The sequence below is a fragment of the Microbulbifer maximicatervae (SeqCode) genome (genome assembly GCF_052468095.1).
Map to the genome: position 1 here is coordinate 2,091,456 of NZ_CP174332.1, position 14,841 is coordinate 2,106,296.

At 43.5% G+C, this 14,841-nt stretch carries 15 protein-coding genes; 8 read left to right on the plus strand and 7 right to left on the minus strand.

The annotated features are described in order from the left end of the window. The first annotated feature begins 2 nt into the window (after positions 1-2). The 3 genes from ACJJIL_RS08995 (at position 3) to ACJJIL_RS09005 (ending at position 1,693) form a co-directional block, all read left to right on the plus strand. Positions 3-698 (plus strand): HupE/UreJ family protein, encoded by a 696-nt coding sequence (locus ACJJIL_RS08995; protein ID WP_444913193.1) that lies wholly within the window; start codon positions 3-5, stop codon positions 696-698. Between the two features lie 64 nt (positions 699-762). Then, a complete protein-coding gene (locus ACJJIL_RS09000; RefSeq protein WP_445361731.1) occupies positions 763-1,311 on the plus strand; it encodes a hypothetical protein in 549 nt (182 codons plus the stop codon). Between the two features lie 46 nt (positions 1,312-1,357). Continuing rightward, a complete protein-coding gene (locus tag ACJJIL_RS09005; protein ID WP_444913191.1) occupies positions 1,358-1,693 on the plus strand; it encodes a DUF6488 family protein in 336 nt (111 codons plus the stop codon). 189 nt (positions 1,694-1,882) lie between these two features. Here ACJJIL_RS09005 and ACJJIL_RS09010 read toward each other — a convergent pair whose 3' ends face one another. After that, positions 1,883-2,296 carry an SRPBCC family protein gene (locus ACJJIL_RS09010; protein ID WP_444913190.1) on the minus strand — a complete coding sequence of 138 codons (414 nt, stop codon included), beginning with the start codon at positions 2,294-2,296 and terminating at the stop codon, positions 1,883-1,885. A 12-nt stretch (positions 2,297-2,308) separates the two neighbouring features. Then, positions 2,309-3,322: an aldo/keto reductase gene (locus ACJJIL_RS09015; protein ID WP_445361732.1), complete on the minus strand. Its 1,014-nt coding sequence runs from the start codon at positions 3,320-3,322 to the stop codon at positions 2,309-2,311. A 230-nt stretch (positions 3,323-3,552) separates the two neighbouring features. Between ACJJIL_RS09015 and ACJJIL_RS09020 the strand changes: the two genes are divergently transcribed. Beyond that, positions 3,553-4,458 (plus strand): LysR substrate-binding domain-containing protein, encoded by a 906-nt coding sequence (locus ACJJIL_RS09020; protein ID WP_444913188.1) that lies wholly within the window; start codon positions 3,553-3,555, stop codon positions 4,456-4,458. A 323-nt stretch (positions 4,459-4,781) separates the two neighbouring features. On the opposite strand, the gene ACJJIL_RS09025 is transcribed toward ACJJIL_RS09020, so the two are convergent. Then, the gene (locus ACJJIL_RS09025; protein WP_444917290.1) at positions 4,782-5,414 is read right to left on the minus strand and encodes a hypothetical protein; all 633 of its coding nucleotides are present in this window, start codon (positions 5,412-5,414) and stop codon (positions 4,782-4,784) included. 1,515 nt (positions 5,415-6,929) lie between these two features. Between ACJJIL_RS09025 and ACJJIL_RS09030 the strand changes: the two genes are divergently transcribed. From ACJJIL_RS09030 to ACJJIL_RS09040, 3 genes are read left to right on the plus strand one after another with little or no spacing between them, the layout of a single operon-like run. Next, positions 6,930-7,733 (plus strand): iron-containing redox enzyme family protein, encoded by an 804-nt coding sequence (locus tag ACJJIL_RS09030; protein WP_444913186.1) that lies wholly within the window; start codon positions 6,930-6,932, stop codon positions 7,731-7,733. Continuing rightward, the gene (locus ACJJIL_RS09035) at positions 7,711-8,481 is read left to right on the plus strand and encodes a class I SAM-dependent DNA methyltransferase (RefSeq protein WP_444913185.1); all 771 of its coding nucleotides are present in this window, start codon (positions 7,711-7,713) and stop codon (positions 8,479-8,481) included. Before ACJJIL_RS09030 ends, ACJJIL_RS09035 begins: the two co-directional genes overlap by 23 nt. Then, positions 8,474-9,409, plus strand: coding sequence for a TauD/TfdA family dioxygenase (locus tag ACJJIL_RS09040; protein WP_444917288.1), 936 nt, complete (start codon positions 8,474-8,476; stop codon positions 9,407-9,409). Before ACJJIL_RS09035 ends, ACJJIL_RS09040 begins: the two co-directional genes overlap by 8 nt. A 225-nt stretch (positions 9,410-9,634) precedes the next feature. Here the strand turns inward: ACJJIL_RS09040 and ACJJIL_RS09045 are convergent, their stop codons facing one another. Both ACJJIL_RS09045 and ACJJIL_RS09050 read right to left on the minus strand, forming a co-directional pair. Further along, entirely contained in the window at positions 9,635-10,519 is an 885-nt protein-coding gene (locus ACJJIL_RS09045; protein WP_444913183.1) for an SDR family oxidoreductase, read from the minus strand. A gap of 35 nt (positions 10,520-10,554) precedes the next feature. Next, positions 10,555-11,643, minus strand: coding sequence for an alkene reductase (locus ACJJIL_RS09050; protein ID WP_445361733.1), 1,089 nt, complete (start codon positions 11,641-11,643; stop codon positions 10,555-10,557). Positions 11,644-11,704: 61 nt separating this feature from the next. On the opposite strand from ACJJIL_RS09050, the gene ACJJIL_RS09055 reads away from it, so the two are divergent. Next, complete coding sequence (locus tag ACJJIL_RS09055) at positions 11,705-12,610, plus strand: LysR family transcriptional regulator (RefSeq protein ID WP_445361734.1); 906 nt, start codon at positions 11,705-11,707, stop codon at positions 12,608-12,610. A 263-nt stretch (positions 12,611-12,873) separates the two neighbouring features. Here the strand turns inward: ACJJIL_RS09055 and ACJJIL_RS09060 are convergent, their stop codons facing one another. Further along, positions 12,874-13,866, minus strand: a complete 993-nt coding sequence (locus ACJJIL_RS09060) for a zinc-dependent alcohol dehydrogenase family protein (protein WP_444917285.1) — start codon at positions 13,864-13,866, stop codon at positions 12,874-12,876. Positions 13,867-13,967: 101 nt separating this feature from the next. After that, positions 13,968-14,813: an enoyl-CoA hydratase/isomerase family protein gene (locus tag ACJJIL_RS09065; protein WP_445361735.1), complete on the minus strand. Its 846-nt coding sequence runs from the start codon at positions 14,811-14,813 to the stop codon at positions 13,968-13,970. Between the last annotated feature and the right edge of the window lie 28 nt (positions 14,814-14,841).

The following is a 14,841-nucleotide window of genomic DNA, read 5'->3' on the forward strand; positions in this document are numbered from 1 at the left end:
CGTTGCATAATAGCTTAAAAACAGTTTTCGGCTTGATGGCGCTGATAGCAGGTATGGTGATATCTATGCCGCTATTTGCCCATGGAGTGGACGATGCTACCAAGACTTTTCTTGCCGGCAACGAAGGGGTATCTATTATTCCCTTTCTATATATTGGCGCCAAGCATATGGTGACTGGCTATGACCACCTGCTGTTCCTGGTGGGAGTCATTTTCTTTTTATATCGATCAAAAGATGTTCTTATCTATGTAAGCTTCTTTACTCTGGGTCATAGCTTAACCCTTTTATTTGGAGTGCTTAACGACACCCATGTGAATGCCTATTTGATCGATGCCATTATTGGATTATCCATTGTCTATAAAGGCTTCGATAATCTCGGCGGCTTCAAACGGGTTTTTGGCTTCCAGCCTAATACCAAGGCTGCCGTACTGATTTTTGGACTCTTCCACGGTTTTGGTTTGGCAACCAAATTACAGGAATTCAAGCTGTCCGGCGATGGGTTGGTGGAGAACATCCTGGCCTTTAATGTCGGGGTTGAAATTGGTCAGTTTGTTGCGTTGCTGTTTATTCTTCTCGCCATCAATTATTGGCGTCGCTTTGACAGTTTTCTGCGCTTTTCCACCATGACAAATACCTTACTAATGAGTGGCGGACTGATGTTGGTGGGTTACCAGATGACAGGCTACTTCGTAGGTTAGATAGCCAGAAAGTGACTTTATCAAGTTAATTGAACAGAAAAAACACAGATTTAGAGCTTACAGAATGAATACAACTGAAATGCCAGTGCAGTCTGCACAAACGCTGATTAAATCCACACTTGCTGCTGGCGTGCTTGCAGCCATTATGTTGACCACGGTGATCCTGCCAGCTGAATACAATATAGATCCTACTGGAATCGGCAGTGCACTGTGGCTTACTGAATTAAATAGTCAAGAGCAGGGAATCGCTGTGCCGGAAATAGAGCAGCGTGGTGAGCAGACCTTTGCTTATCGGACTGACACTACAACTATTGAAGTGCCCGCTGGCCGTGGAATTGAATACAAATTTCAATTGGATAAATACGGTCATTTGGAATATGAGTGGGTGACGGAGAGTGGTGAACTTTACTTTGATTTTCACGGCGAACCCACAGGCGATACTACCGGCTACTTTGAGAGCTTTGCTATTGCTACCGCAAATAAAATGAGTGGCTCTCTCACCACGCCTTTTGATGGTTCCCATGGCTGGTATTGGAAGAATAACGGTCAGGAATCTGTAAAGATCACTCTAAAAACAAAGGGGTTCTACGAGGTTATTGGGCTCAAACAGTAACGCCTTTTTATTAACATTCGCTAAAACTGAGAAGAAAGAGAGTATTATGAACAAACTTATTCGAGTCATCTGCGTATCAGTTACCTTAGGCTTCGCAAATCTTGCTTTCGCCCATGGTGACCATGAGAGAGACAATTTTGCCACTGTATCCATGGTAGAAGCCAAGGGTATCGCCAGCCAGGAAGTAGCTCGCCTAATCAAAGAGGGTAAGCTCAACAAATCCTGGGCTGACAAGCCGCTCAATGCAGCCATGCAACGTGTTGACAACCAGCGACAGTGGGTTGTTAGCACCGAGGACCAGAATGGCAACCTGGATAAAATATTAAAAATCTTCTTATCAACGGAAGGCTACTTTCTGACTTTTAAGGTGATTGATCGTTAATGATTTAATCATGTTCCTGCGCTGATGCTCAAAAGCATTGGCGCAGCTGCTACATCTTGAGGTGTTGGCGTGTGTTAGTTAAGTAGTACTCTCTTCTTGGAGGCCTGAGTTACTAAAAATTGATTAGGCTAAACCTGGAGTGTTACTTAAAGAAGTATTCCCAGGTTTAACCTAATCACCATACTTTATTTAACCATAATGCTTTCTTAGAGCACTCAGACCATTTTCATAAATTTCTTGAAATAGGCTTGAAGCTTCTTCCTCTGATACTCCAACTGGCGTAAACTCTCCAAACCACTCAACACGAGAAACACCGCTAGTATCAGTATCCTTTACACGCAATGTTGAATAGTAATCGGCTACAGGGAAGGGCGCTTGCAGGATATGGTAACTATAGCTTCGCTTTTTCTCATCAAAAGCTATCAGTCTCTCTATAATGATCCCGCCATCTGGGTTTTCAAGGTAACGAACTCGCCCTCCCTCACCGAGCTCCGACTTAGGTATATATGGAAGCCAGTCTGGCAGGGAGTTGAATCCACCAATCAGTTGCCACACCTCGTCACTACTGGCTTGGATTTCGGTGAATGTAGAAGCTTTAGCCATTGCAGTTACTCCTTATTTCTCAATCGGTAGGGGGGCGAATTCATCGACAAGGTGTTCTTGGCGTAGCTCCTGCCATAGTGCATCTGGAATATTGGTTTCCAGAGCCGCAACATCTTCTTTGATTCTACTCGGTTTACTCGCACCTGGAATTACTGCAGCGATAGCTGGATTGGCTAATACAAATTGCAAGCCAATAGCTTTAGTGCTAACTCCATACTTATCGCCAATCGCTTTGATTTTGGAAACTTTTTGCAGCACGGATTCTGATGCTGGCACATACTCAAAATTAGGCCCTCCAACCAGCGCTCCAGAACTATAGGGGCCTCCAGCTACGATACCGAGGTCACGTTCTAAGATCTGTGGTATTACTCTCTGAAGGGCTCGAGAGTGATCCAGCAAGCTGTAGCGACCAGCAAGTAGGAAACCATCGGGGCGAGGTTCCTCAAGATCAAGGAGTATTTCAATGGGTTCCACTCGGTTTACTCCCAGGCCCCAGGCTTGGATCACGCCTTCATCACGCAGTTTGTCAAGAGCCTTGAAAGCGCCTTTGCGAGCACTTTCGAATATGCTAAGCCATTCGTCACCATAAAAATCTTGGGCAACATCGTGAACCCATGCAATTTCAATTCGATCGGTCTTTAACCGCTTGAGGCTATCTTCAATTGAACGCATTGTCGCATCATAGGAGTAGTCATTTACTATCTTATTGGGTCGTCCATACTTGAAAATGTCGCTTTTATCTCCAAGGTCTCGATCACTGGTATTTTCAACTTCATCCAGGATCAAGCGGCCTACCTTAGTGCTGATTACATAGTCTTCCCGTGGGTATCTGGACAGCGCCTCGCCCATACGAATTTCTGCGAGACCAGCTCCGTAGAACGGGGCATTATCAAAGTACCGGATACCACTGTCCCAGGTCGCCTCTACTGTTGCTTGGGCTTCCTCATCCGGAATTTCACGAAACATATTTCCGAGAGGTGCGGTACCAAAACCGAGTTTACTGGGGAAAAGATTTTTCAATTTCACTTTGAACTCCTAAATGAAGCATGCAACTCATAAAATATTGACTATTCAGTCTGCTTATTTATAGCGTCAGAGTAGCCAGTCATTGCTCGCTATCACTAATACTACTGTAGGGAATCTGCAGAATGATGCGTCTGTGATCAGGGGCAGTGGGTCAACGCAGGCAGTTTGCTTTAGTTGCTTTTGACGAAAAAGCCGTCTATAAGCAAATGACAATTGACTTGGAATCAATAATGCAGATTACCCTTCAGGAACTACAGGTGTTTATTACCGTGGTGGATACTTCCTCAATCACTTCGGCGGCTGAACGCTTAGAGCAGACCGTTTCCGGGGTCAGTCGTGCACTGGCCAGGTTGGAAGATAAGCTTCAAACTACCCTTCTACAACGCACTACAAGGCGACTGGAGTTAACCGAAGAGGGCCGGGCTTTTCTGAGTTATGCAAGAGGTATCCTCAGATCGGTAGAAGAGGCTGAGGAACAGATGGCTGCTCGCCAAAAGTATCCCTCGGGTTTGCTGCGCATAGACGCCGCCACGCCATTTATGCTGCATGTAATTACGCCGCTGGTAAAAAGTTTCCGAACCCGATATCCACAGATAGAGCTTGAGCTAAACAGTAACGAGGGAATTACCGACTTGATAGAGAAGCGTACTGATGTGGCATTTCGCATTGGGAAGCTTGAGGATTCAACATTACATGCCAGGCCGATAGGTTCTAGTAAAGTTCGAATACTAGCCAGCCCTGGTTACTTACAACAACATGGGACTCCAAAGAGTGTGGAGCAGCTTGTCCAGCACACATTGCTGGGTTTCACAAAGCCTGAACTTCTCAACAAGTGGCCCGTGCAAGGACACGATGGGGAGATGTTGCACATTAAGCCTACGGTCACTTCATCCAGCGGAGAGACTTTGCTCCAATTAGCTCTTTCGGATGTAGGGATCACCTGCTTATCAGACTTTATGACCCAGAGAGAGTGTCATGCTGGGCGATTGGTGCAACTATTTCCAGAGCAAACTGTAGAAGTAAATCAATCCATTAATGCGGTTTACTACCGAAATACTGCACTTTCATCACGTATCAACAGTTTTATTAATCACATTATTGAGGAACTGGGTGAACGGCCATTTGATGTTCCTTAGGTAGAGAGTTGTCTTATTGTTTTTGTTTATTCCCTGCCAAGCAGTTTAACTTCAATATAAAACGGGACAATAAAATTTGTAATAGCAGGCCCTGTCAAAAAGCTATAAAGAAAGACTTTATTTAGCTTGCGTAGCACTTTCTCTGGAAAGCTAGGTAAGCGATCTTACCTAGCAGTGAGTCAGGATTCTATTTGAGGAACTCAAGTTGGGGGTGAGTGGCCAGTCATCGAAGTTCAAAAGCCAAACAAAAGATATTCTGATGCTGCAGCGGCACATCACAACCAGGGATTGCTTATTAAGTCCGAACTACCACAATTTACCTGCTAGGTGATTTCGATTGCAATACCACTCCAAACGTAACTATGCGCCCCACTATTTTGATAACGCAACGTTCGCCATCCAACATCATTCCTCCAAACTGGTTGGCTTTCATTCGGGTTATAATATTTGACTGTGTTCCCATCCTTGGCAATCAGGATATTATGGAAACCCATCTCTTGAGCAGACACAGGGGAAGGGCCTCGAAACATCATAAAAGCGCAATTGTAAAAGGTGTCGGCACGCAAGTTCCTCGGCATTCCCCCGTTACTAGCTGGCTGAATGAGATTTGTAAACAGCGCATTATAATCAGCTCTATTGGTCGCCTGCGCGAGTTGAAGGCACACGTCTTTCTGCGCCGCATCGTATAGAATCCGACCGGTGCGCCCAGGCTGTGCATTCACGTAGTTTCGCACACGTATCGGCGAACTATTGTTGGCCGCCACTAAGGGGTGGTTACCACCGAGTGGAACCGGAGGTAGGTCAGCATTCTGCCATTTGATGGTGTTCCACAGAGTCCCTTCCACAAATGCCTGTGGCCTTGGCGCACGGATATCGAATCCTGACACTGCGATCTCGGTGCAGTGAGCAGCACAAGAATTACCGGCCTGGCTGGGTAAAGTTTTTAGATGCAACATCAAAGTTTCCTTTTTTCAACAGATTTATTTGAAAGCGATAGAGACAGCTTTTTTCTAAATATGTTCTTAATGATGGTCCTTTTAAGATGTGTAAATTTGATTACATCAAAGTTTTAGTCGGTGTAGCTTTCAATTTGTTACATATAAAAAGCTGAATTTATCAATACGTGAAGTTTGAGTAGAAATATCAAAGATTTTGAGGCTAAAAACATGCCGAATACGCAAAAAACATCACGAAAATATTTAATTAAAATTGAATAAAGGGGGGTGAATTTTATAGATTCTTCATGTCGAATCTTAGGTTTCTAGGTGGCGCAGCATCTTCTTATTTGGATTAGTTAAGACAAAGCCCATTTGAGGATTCAATAATACGTACTAGGTAGATCGGTTCTAGCAGAGTTCGAATTCTAGCCAGTCCTGACTACTTACAACAACATGGTAGCCCGGAGGGTGTTGAGCAACTTGTCCAACACACCTCACTTGGTTTTACAAAACCAGAATGATTCAACATATGTCCGCTGTATGAGCAGAGTGGGGACATACTGGACATCAAGCCAACGATTACTTCATCTAGTGCTGAGACTTTACTGCAACTAGCACTATCAGATGCAGGAATCGTATTTTTATCAGGCTTTAAAACCAATAGAGAGTCAAACCGGGCGGTTGGTGCAATTATTTCCAGAGCAGACTGTAGAGGTAAATCAACCTATTTATGTGATTTGCTACCGAAACACTGCGTAGTCAACACGTATCACCAGTTTTATCAATCACATTATTGAGGATCTGGGTGAGCGGTCCTTTGATGCTCCTTAGGAAAGGAGTTGTCTTATTGTTTTAGTTTATGCCTAGCCAAGCTGATTAACTTCAAAATAGGATAAGCTAAGAGAAGATGCAATAGGATACCCTCACACATTATCTACAAAAAAACTTTATTTAGCTTGTGCAGAATTTTCTGTGGAGAGCTCGTTATGTGAGTCTTCTTCATTTATTGGTTGTTCCGGCTATCTCTGTGTTGTTTGACCGTGGCATGGATTAATCGATCCATTTACGCTGTGAGCCCTCCGCCTTAATCCTTATTTCTAATTGCTATGTTCTGAATCTTTCTAAGAAGAAATTTATTCAGCGGAAACTGTAAGAATATTCGGTTCACCTTCGACTGATATTTAGGTGGCATATGTCAGGCTTGATATTGTCGCCAATCTAAATATTAACTTTTTAGGAAGGGAGGTAAGTGGTGTCAGAGTCAAATTTAAAATTTTGGTTTTGAGGTGAGGGATAACCTCGCAACAGGTAAAAATAATTAATTATGTTGACCTGTTGAGTAGAGTTGTTGGAGGTTGGTGAATGAATATTTATCAATTTACAGGAGGTATAACCATGTATCTATTTCGCTAGTTGCTGAAGAAAATTTAAGTAATAAACCGTATTTATAGTTTTATACATTTATAGATGCATAAATATTTACTTAGTTAAAGTTATTCAACCCCGAATCAGTGTTTAATGCTGGAGATTTTTATGTGCCTTCAAAAAAAAGCTTGGTTAAAAAAGCTTTCAAAGGAAGCTCTTGAGCATAGAGCTGTAAACCATCCATATCTTGTGCAGTTTTCCAATGGTACTCTACCAAACTTTAGGTTTGCAGTAGCTGACTTTGCCCAGCAGTATGGATTTTACTCTTCCCGTTTTATCAATATGTTGGCTGCAGTAATTGCAAGGTTACCATCAAAGAAACATCGAAATGTACTTCTGGGAAACCTTCATGAGGAGTCAGGGCATTATGAAGAAGCGGAGCTTAATCAACTGGAGCAATACGGGATTAAAAAAGATTGGGTCCATGATATTCCGCATACAGAATTATTCGAAAATTTTAGGTTACGAGTAACAGATGGTATCCCGCAGATACCCCTATCTGAGGAGGCATTAGTTTGGTATGAAATGCTATCTGGTGTCCTACTTCATGGCCCTACAGAGGAGGCGGTAGGGGCTTTAGGGTTGGGGACTGAGCACATTGTAAGCTCTATTTATCCATATATAGAGAGAGGGTTGCAATCTCTGCCTGATCTAGGTCTGGCTGATTACTGTTTTTTCCCAGTACATACACTCGTTGACGACAATCATACAGAGAGCCTTAATCAAGTCGCCCTGGATTTTGCTAACACTGATGAAGAAAGAAGGCGCCTGCGCCATGGTGTCATGAAGGCTTTAAATCTTAGAGCTGCGTTTTGGGATGGTTTGCTGGAAAGAGCAATAAAGGGGCCTGAGAGTAGTTTCATCAATAATGCACAGGAAGGAGTCCGTAATGATTCACTCTCCATCAACTGAAGAAATATATAATTCTCAGGCGACTAATTGGCATCGGTCGGAAAAGGTGATGCTTAGTGACTATACAGCCAGACCTCTAGTTTTAGAGGCGCTGGGTAATGTCTCCGGTCAGCACATTTTAGATATTGGCTGTGGGGAAGGCTATATGTCTAGAATAATTATGGAATCTGGTGCTGGCTCAATATTTGGGGTTGACTCATCTTTAAAAATGATTGGTCAAGCAAAGTCAATGTCGGTTGAGCTTGGGTTGCATAAGGCTAATTATGAAGTTGGAAACGCGGTAAGCTTTAATCAATACCCAAGGACTGAATTTGATCAAGCAATAGCAGTCTTTCTGTTCAATTACTTAACCATTGAGGAGATGGTACAGGTAATGACTAGGGTGAGATCACTACTCAGCTCTAATGGAACCTTCATATTTACAGTCCCACACCCCTGTCTACCCTATATGCGAGATGAGATCCCGCCATTTTACTTTGAACATAGAGGGAGAAAATATTTAGAGGGAGTTGATGAAACTTTTGAAGGAAAGATATGGCGTAGAGATGGTATTGCTGTATCTGTGCGATGTGTACATAAAAACTTTACTCATTACTTTGAGGCTCTTAGATTGGCAGGGTTTACCAGGTTACCATCAGTTAAGGAACTTGCAGTAACTGAAGATCATTTGTCACTTGATACTAATTTCTTTGGCCCTCTTAAGGGCTATCCACTTCATGTTCTATTTAGGGTTCAAGCAAATGACTGAATTGGCCCCATCACCCTTGGTTCGTGCTCAGGCCTGGGATGCGGTGTATATGGAGAAAAACTCTTCCTGGAAGTTTGCCTTGCCTAAAGGATGGCGCGCTGAAGCACACGCCTTGGCAGAGTGGGCTTCCAAGCAGACTAACCCTGTTGAAGTGCTTGAAAATAACTCTGTGTCTACTCCTCAAATTGGCAGCCTGTCTCAGGGTATTAAGCGAGAATTACATCAAGGGACTGGTGTAGCATGGATACGAGGTGTAACCGATCTTGATCATCAGGTACTTAATCTATTTTTCTTGAAACTCAGTCTTGCATTGGGTAATACCATTGATACTTACGGTAGACTCTATGGTGTTCAGAATGCCGGGATGGACTATAAAACGGAGCCCATTCCAATCTCTCAAACCAATGAAGCTACTAGTGTTCATACTGATAGCTCGCAGAAATTGATTCAACCAAGGATAGTTGGACTTTGCTGTTTAACGCCTGCGGTATCTGGTGGTATATCTAAGGTAGTATCTGCTGCACAAGTTCATGAGAGAGTAAGGGCGTCATCGCCTGAAGACCTTCTTCTTCTGTATAAGAGTTATATTCGAGACCTGGTTACTCCAGATAGTAAAAAAAATGTGGAACATTTGCTTGGTAACCAATTTCCTATTTTTAGCTATATTAATAGTAAATTATCTATTCGTTACATGCGCTATTGGATTGAAAAAGGTCATGAAAGGGTAGGTAAAGTATTGTCCAAGGATGTTTGTCAATCTTTTGATCTATTGGATCAAGAGTTAAATAATAAAGAAAATGTAGTTAGTTTTTCGATGAAATCTGGAGATTTACTCTTTCTTGACAATACCAGAGTGCTCCATGATAGAGAAAAGTTCACTGATACATTAAGCCAAAGGCGAAAATTTACCCGAGTATGGATTGAATAGCTCCTGATATATGACTAGATGGTGGCCTTTAAGTATTTCTTATTAGCGCCTTTGCTAACTCTATAAGGTTGATAGGATGGCATAGAATGCTATGGCAAGCTAAATAGTTTAAGCGTTCATTGATGACGGTAAATGGTATAAGTACTAAATATGTAATTAAACTTGATCTGACAGTCATGCACCCTCCAGATCCTGCACTGTCAGATCAAGTGTCTGTATTTATATTTAAATGATTGCTTTATTAAATTTCTGAGTCTCCTGTCGGAAAAAATCTTCAAGCGTAGTTGGTTTCCTTCCCAATAGCTCTTCCACATGACTAGAGGGTTCAATGGTATGGCCCCACTCGCGGGTTACTGGCCACAGCTGGGCAAGAGCATCAGCCGATTTCTTTTGGATTCCGGCATTTAACAATCCTAACTTTGCTGCTTCATCGCTTATAGGTAAATATGTGATTTTTCTATCTAATACTTTGGATAAAACATCTGCAATATCGCTATAAGTTAATTTTTCTGATCCAGTGAGTACATATTTCTTTCCAGTATACATGCCTGGGTCCACTAATATTTTTGCTGCTACATCTCCGATGTCCTGATGATCGGCTGTAACAACAGTAGCGCCTGGTGCAGAGCCAAAAGGTGCACTAATAGTATTTTGTGTGGCAATTTCACTGGCTGAGGCGAGAAAATTGCTGTTAAAACCAGCAGGCTGCAGAATAGTCCAGTTTAAACTTGACTGGGTAAGATAATTTTCTGCTTCTCCTAACCATCTGGCTATATCAATCGATGAATTGGTATCTGCCCCTAAACCTGAGAGCTGTACAATATGTTTAAGACCAGCCTGTTCAGCTATACGGATAAAAGCAGCATGTTTTTGAGGGAATGAGGGTTCGAATGCAGTAACTAGAAAGGCTGATTCAATGCCATCCAACGCTTCTAATAGAGAGTGTTCATCTTCGTAGTCTCCTCTCACATAGTTGATGTTATCTGCCTTGATTGGGGCACTTGAAATATCTCGTAACATAGCTCTAACAGGTATATCAGTTTTGGCGAGATTTTTAAGAACGGCTTTGCCATTGTTGCCAGTGCCGCCAGTGATCAGAATTTTTTCCATGGTTATATCCATTACAAAGTTAAGAGGTCTATCAATTAAGCACTTTCTTCAGTTAGAGATGGGTAATCTACATACCCTCGCTCATCACCCGCAAAAAATGAGGACATATCTTCTTCGTTATAGGGCCCATTAGTTGCCAGGCGTTCTACAAGGTCCGGGTTGGATATAAATAAACGCCCAAAGGAAACGTAGTCGGCTGATCCTTTAGCAATAGCGTTTTTTGCGGACTCCAGATCATACATACCATTGGCAACGTAGCGGCCGTTATATGCATCGCGTAGCTGGATGTGATCAATGGCTGGTTGCTCATCTCTATCCCAGGCTCGCTCCATCATTTGCATATAAGCTAGGTTGTACCTATTCAGCTGGTTAACAACATATAAATAGGTTTCTTGAGCACTGCTGTCCGTCAAGCTAATTTCCGGAGATAGCTTGATTCCAACTCTATTTGATCCCCACACTTCACTCAGCGCGGATATTACTTCAAAGATAAAGCGAGCTCTGTTTTCTACGCTGCCGCCATAGGCATCAGTACGATGGTTGCTACTATCGTGAAGAAATTGCGCGGGTAGGTAGGGTCCTGCGGCGTGGAGTTCAACTCCATCAAAGCCGGCTTTTAGCGCATTCTTAGCTGCTTGTTTGTAATCTGAGATAATGCCTTGAATCTCATCACATGTTAATGCTCGTGGAACTGCATAGGGCTTCTTTCCCTCATAAGTATGTGCTTCTCCTTCCGCAGCTATTGGCGAGGGCGCAACAGGCGCTTCACCTCCGATAAGGTCGGGGTGTACTTCTCTGCCCATGTGCCAAAGTTGGATAAAAATCTTCCCACCACGGCGATGTACAGCATCGGTAACCTCTCGCCAGCCCTCGATTTGTTCTTCCGTAAAAATGCCAGGGGTGTCCACCCATCCGAGCCCTTGTGGTGAAATCGCGGTAGCCTCTGTGATGATCATCGCTGCGCTGGCCCGTTGAGCGTAATACTTGGCGTTGACGCTTGTTGGTACACCATCTCGACCTATCCTTGCACGTGTCAAGGCGGCCATGATGATACGGTTACTAGTTTCCATAGATCCAAGCTTTCCGTGGGAAAAAAGGCTTGTATTGTCTTGTTTCTTAGTCATATCTATTGGCTCTGCTTGTTTCGATCGGGTGCAGATTAGCCATGTTGACGATAAAATAATAATGGTATATATAGATCAAGATGATAAGTTTTATGAATCAGGTTCTAGTATGACCCAAGAGCAACTCAAGATGTTTATTGCCGTAGTGGAGCAGGGAAGCTTTCGCGGTGCGGCCAAGGCGATTTTCAAAACCCAGCCGACGATTAGTAATGCGGTTAAGAAGCTTGAGGAGGAATTTGGCTTTCCTTTATTTGATAGAGATAGTTATAGACCGAACCTCACAAAGCAGGGAAAGGCTTTTTACCAGCAGACTAAGCGAGTTATGCAAAGCCTTGAACAGCTCTCTGTAATGGGGCACCAGCTTGGAGCGGGAATAGAGCCCAAGTTTACCGTGGTCATCAGCGGTATTGTTGAGCTATCACCCTTGTTAAAACAGATCAAGCCTATAGTTTTGTCATTTCCCAATACGGATTTCAGTATCAGCACTGAACTACTGTCGGGCGTAATGGAGCGTATAGATGACAATGAAGCTGATCTGGCATTTGCTACTTTATTCGGTGTTGAGAGTAAACATGAGTGGAAGGAAATAGGGCAGGTTGAATTAGTTAATGTTGCGGCTCCTGACATTTTTCCTGGCTATGAGATTTCACAATTGGAAGCGGCACAACTACCCCAAATTGTCGTGAGGGATACGGGCCGCTCAGAAAATAAGGGAAATATCAACTTGCTGGAAGTTGGACGCAGATGGTTTGTTAATGACTACCATACAAAAAAAGAGCTGACCCTTGCTGGACTTGGTTGGGGTCGGATACCAAAACATTTCATAAAGAGTGAGCTGGAGCGAGGTTTACTTGTACCCATTAGTGTTGAGGGGATTGAAGCATTTAGCAGTTTTGATCTATGTATTATTCGTAATAGAGAACGCTCTTTGGGACCAATTGCTGGTAGATTTTGGGACTCTTTTTAAGGTTGGTATATTTTTAATACATTTACAACTATAAGGGATTAAAGCCGCCTTACAAATTTGAGTGGAGAAATTGTTCTTCAAATAAGATGTCTATTTTAAAAAATATGTTGATAAATTAATGTGAGCTGGTTGAAACAGTTCAGACCTAAAATGAAGTTTTCTGAGTAACCGAAGGCTATCAAATCAGGCCTGAACATCTACATTTTTAGCGATATTCCCATCAATAATGGAGATTTGCGAGTTGAAATCTCTATTAGTCAGACTTAGGGTTCGATATCCACAACAACTTTCCCCATAGCTTGCCCACTTGCCAGCCGTTCATGGGCCTTGCCAATATCAGGCAAACTATAGGAACTTTCATCAAGCACAGGTTTGAGATCGCCTGCTTCAGTAATGGCTTTTAGTGCTTTTAAAATATGTCCGTGTTCCTCACGATGATAATTGTGTAGCATTGGAATTAACATAAAAATGACATGCAAAGACAAGCCTTTAAAGTGAGCAGGCGTCAGGTCAAGTTCTACCATGGAAACGGTAGTAGCTACTTGGCCGTTGAGTTTTGCTGCCTCAAAAGAGTTCGTTATATTTGCACCACCGACTGAGTCGAATACTATATCGAAGCCTGCTCCGTTGGTGTACTTCAGTACATAAGACTCAACTGATTCAGTCCGGTAGTTAATCGGCGTTGCCCCCAGTTTTTTAATCATTGCCAGTTGAGGATCTCCGGAGCCTGTTGAGTAAACATCAGCACCAAAGTGACGAGCCAGCTGTACAGCTATATGACCCACACCGCCCGAGCCACCGTGAACAAGAACACTTTGTCCAGGCTTAACCCCCGCACGCTGTAACCCTTCGTAGGCGGTTATGCCTACTAAGGGCAAAGCTGCTGCTTCCCGCATGGTCAGGTTCTCGGGTTTCAGGGCAATTAAGTTCGCGTCTGCAACAATATATTCGGCTAATGTTCCCGGCAAGTCAGCCAGTCCACCTGCGCAGCCATAGACTTCATCGCCCACTTGATAATCGGTTACACCTTCGCCAATCTCTTCAACAACACCAGCGAAATCCATACCCAATATCGCCGGGGCTTTCGGTGAAAGGGGTAATGCAGGTCCCATTTGGCGAATCATGGTATCTACGGTATTGACGCTGGTTGCTGATATTTTAATCCGCACATGGCCAGCTTTGGTGGTCGGCTTGGGTACTTCAGCAGCTTCAAATACGTCTGGGCCGCCAAAGGTATTTACAATCATTGCTCTCATTTTGATTCCCAAAAAGTGTACTTTCTGTAGAGTTTTGTCTAAGTGTCCGAAGTAAGTAGGGCATCGCAGCCTGTAAATCGTCGGATGCCCAATTGCTACTGCTAGTTTATTTTTTGTACATCCATAACCAGTTGGTTCCAGTTCCGCTGATTTTCAATATCGTGTTCCAACCCTTGTTCATCTGCGATAGAGAAGCGTTTTAGGGCAGGTGTCTTACTGGTTGCTTGATACAGCCAATAGGCCTCCGCTTTTAGCGCTTCACCGATAGGTTTATCGATTGACTCATAGACCGCCTGCTTACAGGCATTGATTGATTCTGCTGGAAATTGAGCAATTCTCTTCGCTAGGCTATCGACATACTCGCCAATTTCATCTGGCTCTAGTGCTTTGTTGATTGTGCCGAGGCTTTCCGCTTCGTCAGCATCGAAATCACGGGCGCTGAGAATAATCTCCAGCGCTTTACCCAGTCCTGTCTGTCGAGCCATCCTTGATGCGCCTCCCCCACAGGGGAGGATTCCCATACCCACTTCCATTTGCATGAGTTTATATTTTCCTCGGGCTGCGAAACGCATATCGAGTGCCAAGGCCAGTTCATGGCCACCACCTCTAGCGAAGCCTTCTAGTTTGGCGATCGTTGCTTGGGGCACCTTACTGATGCGTTCACAGATAGCCTGTAAATCCAATAGTTGGGCTTCTTCGCGAGATACAGCTTCGTCAGACATATCTTTCAGTAACTCAGTATCGTAATGACATACCCAAACTTCCGGATTTGCCGACTGAAACACAACGACTTTGGTTTCTCGATCCCGTTCCAGGCGCATTGCCAGGCTGTTTAAGTCGGCCAGCATTTCTTGCCCTTGGACATTCACGGGACCAAAGTCAAATGTCACAGTTAGGATTCCGTCATCTTGCTTCGCCGAGAATGTGGTAAAACTTTCATATTTCATGGTGAATTCCTTTTAATTGATTGCGTTA

Bases quoted from the DNA above. Each gene is read 5' to 3' on its own strand.
- ACJJIL_RS09045 (WP_444913183.1), bottom strand. From the start codon at position 10,519: ATGGAAAAAATTCTGATCACTGGCGGCACTGGCAACAATGGCAAAGCC.
- ACJJIL_RS09030 (WP_444913186.1), top strand. From the start codon at position 6,930: ATGTGCCTTCAAAAAAAAGCTTGGTTAAAAAAGCTTTCAAAGGAAGCT.
- ACJJIL_RS09060 (WP_444917285.1), bottom strand. From the start codon at position 13,866: ATGAGAGCAATGATTGTAAATACCTTTGGCGGCCCAGACGTATTTGAA.
- ACJJIL_RS09000 (WP_445361731.1), top strand. From the start codon at position 763: ATGAATACAACTGAAATGCCAGTGCAGTCTGCACAAACGCTGATTAAA.
- ACJJIL_RS09010 (WP_444913190.1), bottom strand. From the start codon at position 2,296: ATGGCTAAAGCTTCTACATTCACCGAAATCCAAGCCAGTAGTGACGAG.
- ACJJIL_RS09025 (WP_444917290.1), bottom strand. From the start codon at position 5,414: ATGTTGCATCTAAAAACTTTACCCAGCCAGGCCGGTAATTCTTGTGCT.
- ACJJIL_RS09055 (WP_445361734.1), top strand. From the start codon at position 11,705: ATGGTATATATAGATCAAGATGATAAGTTTTATGAATCAGGTTCTAGT.
- ACJJIL_RS09040 (WP_444917288.1), top strand. From the start codon at position 8,474: ATGACTGAATTGGCCCCATCACCCTTGGTTCGTGCTCAGGCCTGGGAT.
- ACJJIL_RS09065 (WP_445361735.1), bottom strand. From the start codon at position 14,813: ATGAAATATGAAAGTTTTACCACATTCTCGGCGAAGCAAGATGACGGA.
- ACJJIL_RS09020 (WP_444913188.1), top strand. From the start codon at position 3,553: ATGCAGATTACCCTTCAGGAACTACAGGTGTTTATTACCGTGGTGGAT.
- ACJJIL_RS09005 (WP_444913191.1), top strand. From the start codon at position 1,358: ATGAACAAACTTATTCGAGTCATCTGCGTATCAGTTACCTTAGGCTTC.
- ACJJIL_RS09035 (WP_444913185.1), top strand. From the start codon at position 7,711: ATGATTCACTCTCCATCAACTGAAGAAATATATAATTCTCAGGCGACT.
- ACJJIL_RS09050 (WP_445361733.1), bottom strand. From the start codon at position 11,643: ATGACTAAGAAACAAGACAATACAAGCCTTTTTTCCCACGGAAAGCTT.